The organism is Streptomyces sp. NPDC079020 (assembly GCF_044542225.1).
In the GTDB taxonomy this organism is placed as follows: domain Bacteria; phylum Actinomycetota; class Actinomycetes; order Streptomycetales; family Streptomycetaceae; genus Streptomyces.
Window position 1 is genome coordinate 404,249 of record NZ_JBITUB010000006.1, and the last position, 16,067, is coordinate 420,315.

Below are 16,067 nucleotides of genomic sequence, written 5' to 3' on the forward strand. Positions count from 1 at the left end.
GTCGAGGAGCCGGAGTCGAACAGCTCCGCCCCACCGCCCGCACCATAGAAGCAGCGTCGGCGAAGCAGGCACAACCACACAGCCATCAGCGCGTCGCAGGACCGCTGATAGCGGAGGAATCGCTGTCTTGCCGTGCGCCACCGGTTTCGCTGCGGCGGGAGTCACGACGAGGTCCAGGTCGCCGAACTGCCGGCCACTGCTCGGCTGCGGAGCCGTTGGCCTCGTCCGTGGCATCGCTGTTCAGTGCGCGGTAGCCCCGGACCCGGGCTGCTGGAGTTCACTCTGGAGCGCCAGTCCCCACGCGTCGGCATCCAGAGCCTGTGGCCCGCCTGAACCGCGCCTCCTGCATCAGTCCGGCTCGGCATCCGTGCGAGTCACTGATCAGATGGTCACGGACGTGTGGCTGCGCGTGCTCTCGGGAGCGACTGCCGGGCGGGCTGTCGGTGGCACCGTAGATGATCGGGGGCATGACCCGTGGTTCCCAAGATGCCTTGCGCTCTCTTACCCTGCGGCATCTGCCGCCTGAGGTTGCCGAGAAGTGGCTCGGTCTGCTTCGCCCTGGTACGCGTCTTGAGATAGCGGCTGGCTCCGACGACGTGGTCGGCCGGCTTGGCGGCCTGCCCGCCTTGCCGGCCACCGCGGAGTGGCCGGCATGGGATGGTCACGGTCCGCTCTCCTTCATCGCCTCGATCGACTGCGCGCGCCTGCCGGCTGCTGCGCTGGACATCTCTCTGCCCGCGGCGGGGACGCTGCTGTTCTTCTACTTTGATGGTCAGTTGGACGACGGCGATGCTCTCGTTATCGCTGAGGACAGGGAGAGCTGGGCGGGCGCTCGCGTGCTCCATGTGGCGGCTGCCGAGGAGGTGGCGGAGCGCAGGACGCCTGCGGGGCTCAAGCCGTATCCCGTGGTCCCACTGACCGCTCGGGTGGAGATGACGGCGACCGAGCCCTGGCATCCGTCCGTCCGGGCCGCCTTCGCCCCGGGCGCCCCGCTGGGGAACCGGTACGACCACCCCGTCTGCTCGCAGGAGTTCCTTGAGGCGCTGTGGGAGTTCGACGATGAGGCGGGGCATCAGATCGGCGGGCACGCTCATTCGGTGCAGAACCCTGTGGAGATCGAGATCGCGGAGGCGGTTCTGGACGGCGAGGTGTCCTGGGACGACCCGCGGCTGTCCGAGGAGGCGGGCAACTGGGTGCTGCTGGCCCAGTTCGACAGCGAGGACGCCGCGGACATGATGTGGGGCGATGGCGGAGCCCTGTACTGGCTGATCCGCCCGGAGGATCTGGCCGCGCGGCGCTTCGAGCGGGCGATGTTCACCTGGCAGTGCAGCTGATGGCCCCCACGCCTCCCGCCTCCCGCCTCCCGCCTGGGGAGTCCAGTACACGCTGAGCCTGCCGGGTGAGGACGCTGCCCCGCCGTCTGCGGAGCATCCGCGATCAGCGTCCCCGCCGACGCAGCCGGAGACCTGAAGAAGGCCAGGTTCCGGCAGGACAGCCCCTACCTCAGCCCCACCTGCGAGCGGATTCACCAGCCGGTCCGCTCCCACAACGTGGGCCTCAACGGTCGCCTCAAGAGCGCCGGCATGAACATCGGCAACCCGATGCACCGCCGAGCACCCGAGCAGGCGTCGAACGACTCCTGAAACGACGAAGATCCCGCCCGATCTTACGATCGGACGGGATCTTCTGAACTCTTCCTGAGCAAACTCAAGAACAGTTGCGTTGTGGACCTGTGGGGATTTGAACCCCAGACCCCCTCGATGCGAACGAGGTGCGCTACCAGACTGCGCCACAGGCCCTTGCAACGAGTGAAACTCTAGCACCCCCAAAGGGGTGCTTGGAAATCCGTTCCCCGCTGGTCAGCCGCGTCGGAGTCCCGGGCGCCTCATTCGTTGGCCGCTCGGGGTCGGTCCTCGTCGTCGTACTGGTCGAAGAGGGGGGTCCTGCCCCGGTCGCGGGTGCGGCGGGGCTGGTTCGTGCGCCGGCGTGGTGCCGGGTCCGCGGCGGGGACCGTGGGGTGCGAGGTGCCGGTCTGGGTGGGCTCGGCCGTGCTGGAACGGGCCGCGCTCCAGGTCTCCGGGTCACCGACCTCCACCCCGCCCGTGGCGCGCGGGGCCACCGGGGCGGTGACATAGGTGGGGAGCGGGACCGGGACGGGCTCCCAGCTGTCGCCCTGGGCCGGGCCGCGGTCGCGCTGCTGGTCCACCCACTCCGCGTGGTCCGTCTGCTCGACGAGGGCGCGGCGTCCGGCCTCCTGCGGAGAGACCACGGGCGCGGGTTCCGGCTGGGGGTGGTGCGCTTCGGGCTCCTCGTCGGGCTCGGCGGGAGCCGGTGCCGCGGGCTGGTGCCGGCGCGGGCGGCTCTCGCGCAGACGCTGCGCGGCCACCTCCGCCCGGCGGCGGTCCATGGTGAAGGCGAACCGGCGCCGCTCCTGGGCGCGCAGATGCACGATGTACGTGCTGAGCAGCACAGCGGGCACGGCGGGCGCCCAGAGGAAGCTGAGCCCGCCGACCGCCGCGACGACCGCGCCGAGCGTGAAGCCCAGGAACAGGACGACGGTGGTCCTTCTGCGCCGGGCCAGGACCTGCGAGCGCTTGGCACGCCGCACGCGCTCGGCGTCCGCGCCGCGCGTGCGCTGCTGGGGCGGGCGCGCCGGTTCGGGCCGGTCCATCGCCTGGTGACCGGACGCGGGGCGGTCGTGCGCCTGCCGCTCGGACGCCTGACGGTCCGCAACCGGACGGCCGGGCGAGCGGTCGGGGGCGTGCGCCGGGTCGTGCATCCGGACTTCGGTATGCGCCGGAGGCGCGGAAAAGGCCCGGACGTCAACGGATTCCATTCGGTCCGTTTCCGCGTCCGGGTCGACGTCGGGCCCCGCCTCCTCGGCGGTGCGGTCCCGCAGCTCCTTGGCGTACCGGCGCTCCATCGCCGCCCGTCCGGACAGCAGCCGGATGGCGGTGCTGAAGCGTTCCGTAGGACGGGCTTCATTGAGCTCGTCCTGCCTGCGGAGCCACATCGGCACCAAGTAGGCGGCCCAGGCCCCGACGATGACTGCGTAGATGAGGCCGCTGCTGCTCACGCTCACACCGTAGAGGGGTTTGCACGGAGGGATCCGCCAATTGGGCCGGTGTGTCGCACGATCAGGCTGGTATCAGGGACTTTTTTTGTGATTGTTCAGATCAACCGATGATGTTTGCGGAGACATCGACATCACACCTCGGCCGAATTCGAACACCTATTTCATTCCTTTGGGCTGTGCGGAGCCCTCGGCCGCACCCGACGCCATCGCCGGAGCATCCCGTCAGGCACTTCCTCGGCGGTCAGCGCGAAGATCAGATGGTCCCGCCACGCCCCGTCGATGTGGAGGTAGCGCGGACGCACCCCTTCCGAACGGAATCCGAGTTTCTCCACGACCCTTCGGCTGGGCCGGTTCTCGGGGCGGATGCACACCTCGATCCGGTGCAGGCCGACCGTGCGGAAACAGTGGTCGACGGCGAGTGCGACGGCCGTCGGCATCACACCGCGGCCCGCCACGCTCTGGTCGACCCAGTAGCCCACGTGCCCGGAGCACATCGAGCCCCAGGTGATCCCCGCCACCGTGAGCTGGCCGACGAGCCGGCCCTCGTACTCGATGGCGAACGGCAGCATCCGGCCCGCGTTCGCCTCCGAGCGCAGATGCCGGACCATCTGCCGGTAGGTGGGGCGCTGCGCCACCGGGCCGCCCGGGGCGGGCGGTGGGACGGTCGCCTCCCAGGGGCGCAGCCACTCACGGTTGCGCCGGTTGACCTCACGCCATTCGCGCTGATCGCGCAGTCTGATCGGGCGGAGGACGACCCCGCCGTCGGCCAGGACCACCGGCCAGTTCGACACGTTCAGCTCGGGCTCCCCGGTCGGGGGTGATCGCCGCCGCGCAGCTGGTCGACGGCGTGCACCAGCAGCCGGCTCAGCACCGTGAGGCCGTCGCGCACCCCGCCGGTGGAGCCCGGCAGGTTGACGATCAGGGTGCCGCCCGCGACGCCCGCGAGGCCGCGGGAAAGGGCCGCGGTGGGGACCTTCTCGCGGCCCTCGGCGCGGATCGCCTCGGGGATGCCGGGGATCTCGCGGTCGAGGACGCGGCGGGTGGCCTCGGGGGTGCGGTCGGTGGGCGAGACGCCCGTACCGCCGGTGGTGATGATCACGTCGTACCCGGCCGCCGCCCCGGCCCGCAGGGCTTCCTCGACCGGGTCGCCGTCGGGGACCACCTGCGGCCCGTCCACGGCGAAGCCCAGGGCGGTGAGCGCCTCGGCGACGATCGGTCCGCCCCTGTCCTCGTAGACACCGGCCGCGGCCCGGTTGGACGCGGTCACGACAAGGGCGGCGTACGGGGTCGGCAGGGCGGAGCCGGAGGGGGCGCTTGCCGCGTGCGCACCGGGCGTCGGCGCGGCTCCGCGCGACGGCGTGCCGGGCGCCGTCATGCGCCCGCCTCCTCCGGCGCGGTGCGCCGGTAGTCGCCGGACTTGCCGCCCGACTTCGCCTCGACCCGTACGTCGGTGATCACCGCGCTCTTGTCGACCGCCTTGACCATGTCGATCACGGTGAGCGCGGCGACCGAGACGGCGGTCAGCGCCTCCATCTCCACCCCTGTGCGGTCCGTGGTCCGCACGGTGGCCGTGATCTCCACCGCGTCATCGGCGACGTCCAGATCGACCCGCACGCCGGAGAGCGCGAGCGGATGGCAGAGCGGGATCAGGTCCGGGGTGCGCTTGGCCCCCATGATCCCGGCGATCCTGGCCGTGGCGAGGGCGTCGCCCTTGGGGACTCCCTCGCCGCGGAGCAGTTCGATGACACGCGGCGAGACGAGGACCCGGCCGCCGGCGCGGGCGACGCGCGTGGTGACGTCCTTGTCCGAAACGTCGACCATGCGGGCCGCGCCCGCCTCGTCGAGGTGCGTCAGCCTGTTCTGCGTACTCAACTAACTCCGCCTAGCGGTAGGGCGCCGGTTGCCCGCGCGGCCCGCACCGGGGTGCGGGCCCGGGGCCCGGGGGGTGTCCCCCGGGAAGGCACAGCGGCAGACACCGTACCGCCACCGGCCCGCGGTCAGCGGAGCAGGATCACCTCGGTCTCCGTGCCGGGCTCGGCGGAGGTGACGTCCTCGGGCAGCACGATCAGCGCGTCGGCCTGGGCGAGGGCGGCGATCAGATGCGATCCGGAACCGCCGACGGGCGTGACCGTGCCCTCCTCCGCGTCGTACGTCCCGCGCAGGAACTGGCGCCGGCCGGCCGGGGAGGAGAGGGCCCTGCCGGTCTTCAGCGTGGCCGTGGCGGTGGGCCGGTGAACATCCGTCAGGCCCATCAGCGCACGGATCGCGGGCCGCACGAACAGCTCGAAGGAGACATAGCTGGAGACCGGGTTGCCCGGCAGGGCCAGCAGCGGGGTGTGGTCCGGGCCGATGGAGCCGAAGCCCTGGGGCTTGCCCGGCTGCATGGCGAGCTTCCGGAAGTCGATGCCGCTGCCCGGCTCGTCCTCGTCGCCCACGGAGGACAGGGCCTCCTTGACCACGTCGTAGGCGCCGACGCTGACGCCGCCCGTGGTGACCACGATGTCGGCGCGGATCAGCTGGTCCTCGATCGTGGCCCGCAGGGTCTCCGCGTCGTCGGTCACCGCTCCGACCCGGTAGGCGATGGCTCCGGCGTCCCGGGCGGCCGCGGTCAGCGCGAAACTGTTCGAGTCGTAGATCTGCCCGCCCGTCAGCGTCTCGCCCGGCTGCACCAGTTCGCTGCCGGTGGACAGGACGACGACCCGCGGGCGGGGGCGCACGACGACGGTCGAGCAGCCGATCGCCGCGAGCAGCCCGATCTGCGCCGGGCCGACGATCGACCCGGCGCTCAGGGCCAGATCGCCCGGCCGGACATCGCTGCCCCGGTCCCTGACATGGGCGCGGGCCTCGACCGGCCGGTACACCCGGACCTCGCCGCCGGCCCCCTCGGGAGCGTCACTGTGGGCACGCATGGAGGCGGCCGGGCCCTCGCCCGAGCCGCCGTCGGTCCACTCGACCGGGACGACCGCGTCGGCACCCTCGGGCAGCGGGGCCCCGGTCATGATCCGGGCGGCCTCCCCCGGCCCCACGGCCCGGCCGTCGGCGAGTCCGGCGCTGCCCGCCGCGACATCGCCGATGACCGTGAGGACGGCGGGGAACTCCTCGCTCGCACCCTCGGTGTCGGCCACCCGGACCGCGTAGCCGTCCATCGAGCTGTTGTCGAAGGGCGGCAGGGCGATCTCCACGACGACGTCCTTGACGAGGACGCAGCCCTGGGCGTCGGGCAGCTGCAACTCGATGGGTTCGAGGGGCTTCACTGCGCCGAGGATGTCGTCCAGGTGCTCGTCCACCGACCAGATCGTGCTGCTCAAGGTGCTACATCTCCTCGGTGACGTATCTGCGGAGCCAGGCCCGGAAGTCCGGGCCCAGATCTTCACGTTCGCACGCGAGTCTGACAATGGCACGCAGATAGTCGCCGCGGTCGCCGGTGTCATAGCGGCGGCCCTTGAAGACGACCCCGTGCACCGGACCGCCGATCTTCTCGTCGGCGGCGAGCAGTTGGAGGGCGTCGGTGAGCTGGATCTCGCCGCCGCGGCCCGGCTGGGTGTGCCGCAGTATGTCGAAGATCGCCGGGTCCAGGACATAGCGGCCGATGATCGCCAGATTGCTCGGCGCCTCGGACGGGTCCGGCTTCTCCACGAGATCGGTGATGCGGACGATGTCGCCCTCGACGGTGGCGTCCGCGGCCGCGCATCCGTACTGGTGGATCTGCGACGGGTCGACCTCCATCAGCGCGATGACGCTGCCGCCCTCGCGCTCCTGGATCTCCACCATCCGCGCCAGCAGCGGGTCGCGCGGGTCGATCAGGTCGTCGCCGAGCAGCACCGCGAAGGGCTGGTCGCCGACGTGCGGCGCCGCGCACAGGACCGCGTGCCCCAGACCACGCGGGTCGCCCTGCCGCACATAGTGCATGGTGGCGAGGTCGCTGGACTCCTGGACCTTGGAGAGCCGCGCGGCGTCCCCCTTGCGCGTCAGCGCTGACTCCAGCTCGTAGTTGCGGTCGAAGTGGTCCTCCAGAGGACGCTTGTTGCGGCCGGTGATCATCAGTACGTCGGACAGGCCCGCGGCCACGGCCTCCTCGACGACATACTGGATCGCGGGCTTGTCGACGACCGGCAGCATCTCCTTGGGAGTGGCCTTGGTGGCCGGCAGGAAACGCGTACCGAGACCGGCTGCCGGAATGACGGCCTTGCTGATCCTGGGGGACGGCTCATTCATGCGCAGAACCATAACGGGTGCGGATGGGCAGAAGATGATCCTCCGGTTAACTTTGGCCTTAAATAAGCCCATACGAGAACTGCGTGAGCAACCGTTGAATACCGACAATTCAGGAAAGGCGCCCCTGCGGCGCGAACACCTCGCCGCACGACGGCTCCTGAGCGCGGAGGAGGCCGGCCGCACCGCCCGGCTCCTCTCCGCCGCCGCGCTGCGCGTCCCCGAACTGGCCGAGGCCCGCACGGTCGCCGCCTATGTGTCCGTGGGGCGCGAGCCGGGAACGCGGGTGCTGCTGGACGCGCTGCGCGCGCGGGGCGTACGGGTGCTGCTGCCGGTGCTCCTGCCGGACAACGACCTGGACTGGGCGCCGTACGAGGGCGCGGACCGTCTCGTACCCGCCGGACGCGGGCTGCTGGAACCCGCCGGGGTGCGCCTGGGACCCGCCGCGGTCCTCGACGCCGATACGGTCCTGCTGCCCGGCCTCGCGGTGGACGCGGACGGCATGCGGCTGGGCCGGGGCGGCGGGAGCTACGACCGGGTGCTGGCCAGGCTGTCGGCGGCCGGGGCGCATCCGGTGCTGGTCGTGCTGCTGTACGACGACGAGGTGGTCGCGCGGGTCCCTCAGGAACCGCACGACCACCCCGTGGATGCCGTGGTCACGCCGTCCGGAGTACGGCGCTTCACCCCGCCGCCGAACCCATGAGCCCGGCGGGGCGGTGAGCCCGGCCGGGTGGTGAGCCCGTCGGGGCGGTGAACCCGGCGGGACGGTGAGCCCGTCCGGGTGGTGAACCCGGCGGGACGGTGAGCCCGTCCGGGTGGTGAACCCGTCGGGACGGTGAACCCGTCGGGACGGTGAACCCGTCGGGGCGGTGAACCCGTCGGGGCGGTGAGCTCCGTGGCCGGTCCGGTGTCCGGGCGGGCCGGTCGGCTTCTCGCCGGACCGGCCCGCACCGTCATGGCTTCAGCGTCAGTGTGTCGACCGTGGCCTGGCCGACCGCGTTCGTCCCGAAGGACCAGTCGAGCAGTTCGCCGTCGACCCACTTGTCGGTCTGGTCGGTGTAGTGGGCACTGAACGCGTGGCCGGAGGCGCCGGTCAGGTTGATCCAGCGGGACTTGTCCCAGTCCCCCACGTTGACGACCATCCGCATCGACGGCACCCAGATGACCTCGTAGCCGCCCGCCGCGTTCCAGCCGGTGGCGTTGACCGCGGCCTCGCCGCCGCCGATGTTCCAGGGACCCCGGTTGAGGGCCCGCTGGAGAAGACCGGGGCCTTCGGTACCGAGAGTCTGGTTCCTCAGCGTCAGCTGGTGCAGCCGTCCCCAGCTCCAGGTGCTGATGTCCTTGCCGAGCTTGGCCGTCAGCTCCCAGCGGGCGTCCTCCATGGCGGCGGCGAAGAGGTCGTCGCGGCTTTCGAGCGCCTCGTCACGGCCCCGGGCGGGCACCTTCCACCACTCGTTGTCCGGGTCGTCCACGATGTTCCGGACCACCTGGTACCAGCGGTCGCCGCCGTCCGGCTGCGCCGAGTCCGGGTCGCGCTGACCGCATTCCCGTACGAGCTTGTGCCGCTCGTCCACCGGGCCGGTGCTGTCGGCCGGGCGGACGTTGAGGCAGTCGCCCTCGGCACGCAGCTCCTTGGGCAGCTTGTTGCCGAAGGCCAGCTTGAGGATGTTGCGCCAGACCCCGTTGAAGTACGCGGCGGCGGCCGAGTCGGGCTCCTGGGTGTAGTCCCAGCCCTCCAGCAGCTTCTGCGCCTCGCGCACGCTCTTGTCGGAGATGTTGATCTTCAGCAGCTTGGGCACCAGCAGCGCGGCGATCTCGCTGTTGTTGTCCATCTGCATCTTCTGCATGTCGTCGGTCGAGATCTTCTCGCCGCCCTTGATCTTCGACGCGACGAGGTCGTTGATCCGCTGGCTGCGGGTGCCGTAGCCCCAGTCCTTGGTGAGCAGGTGGGGGTACTTCTTCTCGTCGATGACCGCCTGGTTCGCGGTGACGATGTAGCCGCGCTCCGGGTTGTACTCGTAGGGCAGCGCGGCGAACGGGATCGGGTCCTTCTTCCAGCCGTACTCCGAGGTCCAGCCGGGGGTCGGCAGCGTGCCGTCGCCCTGGACACGGACCGGGATCCGGCCGGGTGCCTGGTAGCCGATGTTGCCCTTGGTGTCCGCGTAGATGAGGTTCTGCGAGGGAACCTCGAAGTGCTCGGCCGCCGCCCGGAAGGACGTGAAGTCCTTGGCGCGGTTGAGCTCGAAGACGGCGTCCATGGACTTGCCGGGCTCCAGCGCGGTCCACTTCAGCGCGACCGCGTAGCCACCGGCGCGGTCGGGGGCGGCGTTGGTGACGGGGGCCTTCTGGCCCACCTTCTCCAGTTCGCGGCTGCGGTCGGAGACGAGCGGCCCGTTGTTGGTCTCCCGCACCGTGATGTGCCGGCTCTTGCCTCCCGCGACCTTGATGGTCTCCTCGCGGGTGGTGAACGGCTTCACCTTGCCGTCGTACTGGTAGCCGTCGCCGGACACCTTCTCCAGGAAGAGGTCGGTGACGTCCGCGCCGAGGTTGGTGAAGCCCCAGGCGATGTCCTGGTTGTGGCCGATGATCACACCGGGCATCCCGGAGAACGTGTAGCCCGCGGTGTCGTACTGGCAGGACTTCGAGATCTCCCGGCAGTGCAGTCCCATCTGGTACCAGAGCGAGGGCAGCATCGGTGCCAGGTGCGGGTCATTGGCCAGCAGCGGCTTGTCGGTGGTCGTGTGCTTCCCGGAGACGACCCAGGAGTTCGACCCGATGCCGTTGCCGTTCGGACCCAGCAGCGCGGGGATCTCGTCGAGGGTGTCGGCGAGCGAGGAGAGCTGGGTGTTCAGGCCCTCCGCGGCGTCCGCCGGGGTGTCCTCGCCGACGCCGTCCGAGGGCTGGGCCTCCGGGTCGAACTTGCCGGTGACCGAGGAGACCGCTCCCTCTCCGACGATCGGCTCGTGCTTCTTGTACGGGTAGGCCGGGTAGAGGTCCTTGATCTGGTCCCCGTCGAGCCTGCTGGTCAGCAGCGAACGGTCGATCTCGTCCTGCATGTTGCCGCGCAGGTCCCAGGCCATCGCCTTGAGCCAGGCCACCGAGTCGACCGGGGTCCACTCCGTGGGCTTGTAGTCGTTGGTCAGGCCCAGCGCCGCGTACTCGACGGAGATGTCCCGGCCGTCCTTGCCCTTCAGGTACGCGTTGACGCCTTCCGCGTACGCCTGGAGGTTCTTCTTGGTGTCCTCGTCCAGAACGTTGTCGTACTCCTTCTGCGCGACCTGCCGCCAGCCGAGCGTGCGCAGGAAGGCATCGGTCTCCACCTGTCCGGAACCGAACATCTCGGAGAGCCGGCCGGACGTCATGTGGCGGCGGACGTCCATCTCCCAGAAGCGGTCCTGCGCCTGGACGAAGCCCTGGGCGCGGAACAGGTCGGCGTCGGAGTCCGCGTAGATCTGCGGGATTCCGTACGCGTCGCGTTTGACGTCGACGTCGGCGGCGAGGCCGTCGAGTCTGATCGATCCGGTCGTCTGCGGGTACGAGGCCCGCACGGTGGACACGGACCAGTAGGCGCCGTACCCGACACCCGCGACAAGCGCCAGCACCAGGACGATCACGAGCAGGCGGGCGCGTCGCCCCTTCTTCCTGCCGGGCTTCTTCGCGTCGGAAGAGCCGGAAGAGGCGGTTGTGTTGGCGGGCATCGCTGTCCTTCGAGGGGCAGGGTGGTCCTGGGAGTGCAGGAGCAACCATAGGCGCAGCGCCGAAGCCACTCGGACGCGGTATCGGGATGCCGCCACTTGCGTGGTGTTCGCACGAACACTCGAACGCGTCAAGAAAACGTTAAAGATTAGGTAAGGTAACGAAGTACTGACCGCCGGAGGCCGATCCGGCAGGCGTACGCAGGGAAGGAACGGACCCTGACTGTCCACGCGCTCAATGAACTCCTGCTCGTCTGCTCACTGGTCCTGCTCGTCGCCGTGGCGGCGGTACGCATCTCCTCGCGCAGCGGGCTTCCCAGCCTGCTCCTGTACCTCGGCATCGGGATCGCCCTGGGGCAGGACGGCATCTTCGACGTCAAGTTCGACAACGCCGAGCTGACCCAGGTGATCGGCTATGCCGCCCTGGTCGTCATCCTGGCCGAGGGCGGACTCGGTACGAAGTGGAAGGAAGTCAAACCCGCGCTGCCGGCTGCCGCGATGCTGTCGACCGTCGGCGTGGGCATCAGCGTGGGCGTCACCGCGAGCGCGGCGCACTATCTCGTCGGGCTGGACTGGCGCCAGGCGCTCATCATCGGAGCGGTCGTCTCGTCCACCGACGCCGCGGCCGTCTTCTCGGTCCTGCGCAAGGTTCCGCTGCCCTCCCGGATCACGGGTGTGCTGGAGGCGGAGTCCGGGTTCAACGACGCCCCGGTGGTCATCCTGGTGGTGGCGTTCTCCGCGGTCGGCCCCGTGGAGCACTGGTACGTCCTGGTGGGCGAGATAGCCCTGGAGCTGGCGATCGGCGCGGCCATCGGCCTCGCGGTGGGCTGGCTCGGCTCCTTCGGGCTGCGGCACGTGGCCCTGCCCGCGTCCGGTCTCTACCCGATCGCCGTGATGGCCATCGCGGTGTCGGCGTACGCGGCCGGCGCCATGGCGCACGGCAGCGGATTCCTGGCCGTCTACCTGGCCGCGATGGTGCTCGGCAACTCCAAGCTGCCGCACTGGCCCGCCACCCGCGGCTTCGCCGACGGGCTCGGCTGGCTGGCCCAGATCGGCATGTTCGTGCTGCTCGGGCTGCTGGTCACGCCGCACGACCTGGTCGACGACTTCTGGCCCGCGGTGGTGGTGGGGCTGGTGCTGACCGTGGTGGCCCGGCCGCTGTCGGTCTTCGTGAGTCTCGCGCCGTTCCGGCTGCCGCACCGCGAGAAGGCCCTGATGTCCTGGGCGGGCCTGCGCGGAGCCGTACCCATCATCCTGGCGACCATTCCGATGGTGTCCGGGATCGAGGGCAGCACCAGGGTCTTCAACATCGTCTTCGTCCTCGTCATCGTCTACACGCTGATCCAGGGGCCGACCCTGCCCTGGCTGGCGAAGGCCCTGAAGATCGCCGACGATCCGTCGGAGGCAGCCGACCTGGGCATCGAGTCCGCGCCGCTGGAGCGGCTGCGCGGGCATCTGCTGTCGGTCGCGATCCCGGCCAGGTCCAAGATGCACGGTGTGGAGGTCGGCGAGCTCCGGCTGCCGGCCGGAGCCGCCGTCACGCTGGTCGTGCGGGACGGGAAGAGCTTCGTCCCGGCGCCGGCCACGGTGCTGCGGCGCGGCGACGAACTGCTGGTCGTGGCGACCGATCCGGTGCGCGACGCGACGGAGGCCCGGCTGCGGGCGGTCGGCGAGGGCGGCAAGCTGGCCGGATGGCTGGCGACGGGCCGCGGACCCGCCACGAAAGCGCGCCACTGATCGCGGGTGACCACCGATGACCGGCGGTCGGTGATCACCGGCGGTCATGGTCACCGGCGGTCATGGTCACCCTGCGCGCGATCGCAGGGAGGCGTGGACTCCTGCCTGTAATATGAGGGAAATCTGATCGACCAACTCTGCCTGATGCAGAGCTGGCGCGACCCGTATGGCGGTCGTGGCACCCTCGCCCTTTGCAGCGAGCGCCCGGCATCTACCGCAGTTCCGCGCGAATGAGGACAGCTCTCGGCGCAGCCTCCGCACGGGCCTCACAAGGGCTCCGAGGAGACGCGGCCACCAGGCGGCAGAAAGGCAAGGACCGTGGCGTCCACGGTCTCCGACCGCCCCGGATACGGGCAACTGCTGCGCACCCCCGGTGCGTGGACCTTCCTCCTCCCGGGCTTCGCCGCACGGCAGCCCTTCGCGATGCTGACCATCGGCATCGTGCTCCTCGTCCAGCACACCACCGGCTCGTACGGCAGCGCGGGCGCCGTCGCCGCCGTCTCCGGCGTGTCCATGGCGCTGTTCGCCCCGCAGAGCGGCAAGCTCGCCGACCGTTTCGGGCAGCGCGCGGTGCTGCTGCCCGGAGTTCTGGTGCACGCCGTCTCCGTGGGCGCGCTCACGGCGCTCGCGCTGGCGGACGCGCCCTTGTGGGCGCTGTTCCTGGCCGCAGTGCCCACCGGTGCCTCGATCCCGCAGATCGGGCCGATGGTGCGGGCCCGCTGGGCGGCGAAGCTGGGGGCCGCGCCCGGCCGGCCGGCCTCTCCGCTGATGGCCACCGCCGCCGCCTTCGAGTCCGTCACGGACGAGTTCACCTTCGTCCTCGGACCGGTCCTCGCCACCGCGCTGTGCACCGGCGTGCACCCGGCGGCCGGGCTGATCACCGAGGCCGCGCTGACCCTCGTCGGCGGACTGCTCTTCGCCGCCCAGCGCTCCACGCAGCCCGCGCCCCGGAACGCCGCCACCGCCGCCGAACCGCACGCCTCCGCGCTCTCCGTGCCGGGCGTCCGGGTGCTCGCGATCACCTTCCTGGGCATCGGCGCCGTATTCGGCGGCATGCAGGTCTCCCTGACCGCGTTCGCCGAGGAGATCGGCCGCCCCGGGGTGAACGGCATGCTGTACGGGATCTTCGCGGCCGGCAACATGCTGGCCGGCATCGCCTGCGGTGCCATCGTGTGGAAGATCAGCCCGCGCCGCCGGCTGATCATCGGCTATCTGGCGCTGACCCTGACCGCGTCCGGGCTGTGGGCCGTGCACTCGGTTCCGCTGCTGGCCGGACTCGGGCTGCTGGTCGGCCTCTCCATCGCTCCCGCGCTGATCAGCGGCTACACCCTGGTCGACGCCCTGGTCCCGGCGTCCGCCCGGACGGAGGCGTTCACCTGGCTGACGGGCTCGGTGGCGCTCGGTCAGGCGGCCGCGGTGACCGTGGCCGGACAGCTCGCGGACGCCCGCGGGGCGAGCACCGGCTTCCTGGTGCCGCTCGTGGGGACCGTACTGGCGCTGGTGACGCTGCTGGCCCTGCGTTCCCGGCTGACTCCGAAGGCCGCGGGACGCACTGTGGCACGTGGGATCGGTCACCGCGAGCCGGTCACGGTGGACTGATCGAGCGGAATACGTCAGTATGGAGCGTCGTTAGCACTCATTGAGTGAGAGTGCCAGGAGGAGCAAGTGCCGACCTATCAGTACCAGTGCACCGAGTGCGGCGAGGGCCTCGAGGCGGTGCAGAAGTTCACCGATGATGCCCTGACCGTGTGCCCGAGCTGCGACGGACGCCTCAAGAAGGTGTTCTCTGCGGTCGGCATCGTCTTCAAGGGTTCCGGTTTCTACCGGAACGACAGCCGTGGCTCCTCGTCGAGCAGCACACCGGCGTCGTCGGGCTCGAAGTCGTCCGATTCCGCATCCACCTCGTCGTCGACGGGTTCGGACGCGAAGTCGACAGCTTCGTCTTCGTCGTCCTCTTCTTCCTCCTCGTCGTCGTCATCCGCGTCGACTTCGTCGAGTGGTACGTCGGCCGCCTGAGCCCTCGTACGACCACACGCTTCACCGGGACCCCGCCGATCGACTCGGCGGGGTCCCGGCGTTTTCCCCCCGATACTGTGGCCGCATGGCGAACGAAGAGGCGCATTCGGGAACAGGCACGGGAACGGGTGGCACGAGCGTGGCCACGGGCACGGGCGTGGGCACCGGCACGGGTACGGGGTCGCTGACCGCCGCGGAATCCGCGACGGCTCCGGGCGCTTCCGCCGGAGGCGCGGAGATCGGTGTCATCGGCGGCTCGGGCTTCTACTCCTTCCTGGAGGACGTCACCGAGGTACGCGTGGACACCCCGTACGGGCAGCCCAGCGACTCGGTCTTCCTCGGTGAGATCGGCGGCCGCCGGGTGGCGTTCCTGCCCCGCCACGGGCGCGGCCACCACTTGCCGCCGCACCGCATCAACTACCGCGCGAACCTCTGGGCACTGCGCTCCGTCGGAGTGCGTCAGGTGCTCGGACCGTGCGCGGTCGGCGGACTGCGGCCGGAGTTCGGCCCCGGGACCCTGCTGATCCCGGACCAGCTGGTCGAGCGCACCAAGGCCCGTGCCCAGACGTATTACGACGGCGAGACCCGCGCCGACGGGGCCGTGCCGAACGTCGTGCATCTGGGGTTCGCGGACCCCTACTGCGCCGAGGGCCGCAAGGCCGCGCTGGCGGCGGCGCGCGGACGCGACTGGGAGCCGGTGGACGGCGGGACCCTGGTCGTCGTCGAGGGGCCGCGCTTCTCCACCCGGGCGGAATCGCGCTGGCACGCATCGATGGGCTGGTCCGTGGTCGGGATGACCGGACACCCCGAGGCCGTGCTCGCCCGCGAACTGGGGCTCTGCTACACCACACTGACCCTCGTGACGGACCTGGACGCGGGCGCCGAGGCGGGCGAGGGCGTCTCCCACGCGGATGTGCTGAAGGTGTTCTCGGCCAACGTGGACCGGCTGCGCTCGGTGCTGTTCGACGCGGTGACCGCGCTGCCGGCCACCGAGCACCGCAACTGCGCGTGCGTCCACGCCCTGGACGGGATCGACACGGGCATCGAGCTGCCGTAGGGCGGGGTGCGCTGAGCGCGGGTGCGGGGCTGCGGGGGCGGTGTTGCGGGCGGCGGGTGCGGGGCTGCGGAGGCGGTGCTGCGGGTGGCGGGTGCCGTGCGGGTGCGGCGCTGCGGGTGGCGGTGCGCGGGGGCGGTGCTGCGGGTGGCGGTGCGGCTGGCGGTGCTGCGGGGGCGCGGGTGCGGTACTGCGGGTGCTCGGCTGCGGCGCCGCGGGGGCGCGGAGCGCGGCTTGCAATGCACGGTGCACGGTGCACGACTTGCGGTGCGCGGTG

13 protein-coding genes and 1 tRNA gene are annotated in these 16,067 nt (G+C 70.9%); 6 read left to right on the forward strand and 8 right to left on the reverse strand.

All coding sequences use genetic code 11. The features are described 5' to 3' along the window. Positions 1 to 467 precede the first annotated feature (467 nt). Positions 468 to 1,334 (forward strand): YwqG family protein, encoded by an 867-nt coding sequence (locus ACIGJO_RS15860; RefSeq protein ID WP_399957972.1) that lies wholly within the window; start codon positions 468 to 470, stop codon positions 1,332 to 1,334. A 391-nt stretch (positions 1,335 to 1,725) separates the two neighbouring features. Here ACIGJO_RS15860 and ACIGJO_RS15865 read toward each other — a convergent pair. From ACIGJO_RS15865 to galU, 7 genes are all read right to left on the reverse strand, one after another. Continuing rightward, positions 1,726 to 1,799 (reverse strand) — tRNA-Ala (locus ACIGJO_RS15865). Positions 1,800 to 1,885: 86 nt separating this feature from the next. Beyond that, a complete protein-coding gene (glpR, locus tag ACIGJO_RS15870) occupies positions 1,886 to 3,076 on the reverse strand; it encodes a gephyrin-like molybdotransferase receptor GlpR (RefSeq protein ID WP_399957975.1) in 1,191 nt (396 codons plus the stop codon). 161 nt (positions 3,077 to 3,237) lie between these two features. Beyond that, entirely contained in the window at positions 3,238 to 3,852 is a 615-nt protein-coding gene (locus ACIGJO_RS15875) for a GNAT family N-acetyltransferase (protein WP_399958175.1), read from the reverse strand. A 17-nt stretch (positions 3,853 to 3,869) separates the two neighbouring features. Continuing rightward, entirely contained in the window at positions 3,870 to 4,451 is a 582-nt protein-coding gene (locus ACIGJO_RS15880) for a molybdenum cofactor biosynthesis protein B (RefSeq protein WP_399957978.1), read from the reverse strand. Further along, positions 4,448 to 4,948, reverse strand: a complete 501-nt coding sequence (moaC, locus tag ACIGJO_RS15885; RefSeq protein WP_399957981.1) for a cyclic pyranopterin monophosphate synthase MoaC — start codon at positions 4,946 to 4,948, stop codon at positions 4,448 to 4,450. Before moaC ends, ACIGJO_RS15880 begins: the two co-directional genes overlap by 4 nt. Before the next feature lie 125 nt (positions 4,949 to 5,073). Beyond that, a complete protein-coding gene (gene glp / locus ACIGJO_RS15890; RefSeq protein WP_399957984.1) occupies positions 5,074 to 6,384 on the reverse strand; it encodes a gephyrin-like molybdotransferase Glp in 1,311 nt (436 codons plus the stop codon). Positions 6,385 to 6,388: 4 nt separating this feature from the next. After that, positions 6,389 to 7,291, reverse strand: coding sequence for a UTP--glucose-1-phosphate uridylyltransferase GalU (galU, locus tag ACIGJO_RS15895; protein ID WP_399957987.1), 903 nt, complete (start codon positions 7,289 to 7,291; stop codon positions 6,389 to 6,391). 94 nt (positions 7,292 to 7,385) lie between these two features. On the opposite strand from galU, the gene ACIGJO_RS15900 reads away from it, so the two are divergent. Next, entirely contained in the window at positions 7,386 to 7,991 is a 606-nt protein-coding gene (locus ACIGJO_RS15900) for a 5-formyltetrahydrofolate cyclo-ligase (RefSeq protein WP_399957990.1), read from the forward strand. 250 nt (positions 7,992 to 8,241) lie between these two features. Here ACIGJO_RS15900 and ACIGJO_RS15905 read toward each other — a convergent pair whose 3' ends face one another. Next, positions 8,242 to 10,986, reverse strand: a complete 2,745-nt coding sequence (locus ACIGJO_RS15905) for a penicillin acylase family protein (protein ID WP_399957993.1) — start codon at positions 10,984 to 10,986, stop codon at positions 8,242 to 8,244. A 276-nt stretch (positions 10,987 to 11,262) separates the two neighbouring features. Between ACIGJO_RS15905 and ACIGJO_RS15910 the strand changes: the two genes are divergently transcribed. From ACIGJO_RS15910 to ACIGJO_RS15925, 4 genes are all read left to right on the forward strand, one after another. Further along, a complete protein-coding gene (locus tag ACIGJO_RS15910; RefSeq protein WP_399957996.1) occupies positions 11,263 to 12,720 on the forward strand; it encodes a potassium/proton antiporter in 1,458 nt (485 codons plus the stop codon). Positions 12,721 to 13,038: 318 nt separating this feature from the next. Next, positions 13,039 to 14,319 carry an MFS transporter gene (locus tag ACIGJO_RS15915; protein ID WP_399957999.1) on the forward strand — a complete coding sequence of 427 codons (1,281 nt, stop codon included), beginning with the start codon at positions 13,039 to 13,041 and terminating at the stop codon, positions 14,317 to 14,319. A gap of 66 nt (positions 14,320 to 14,385) precedes the next feature. Next, positions 14,386 to 14,736: an FmdB family zinc ribbon protein gene (locus ACIGJO_RS15920; protein WP_399958002.1), complete on the forward strand. Its 351-nt coding sequence runs from the start codon at positions 14,386 to 14,388 to the stop codon at positions 14,734 to 14,736. Between the two features lie 85 nt (positions 14,737 to 14,821). Beyond that, the gene (locus tag ACIGJO_RS15925; RefSeq protein ID WP_399958005.1) at positions 14,822 to 15,793 is read left to right on the forward strand and encodes an S-methyl-5'-thioadenosine phosphorylase; all 972 of its coding nucleotides are present in this window, start codon (positions 14,822 to 14,824) and stop codon (positions 15,791 to 15,793) included. Positions 15,794 to 16,067 lie beyond the last annotated feature (274 nt).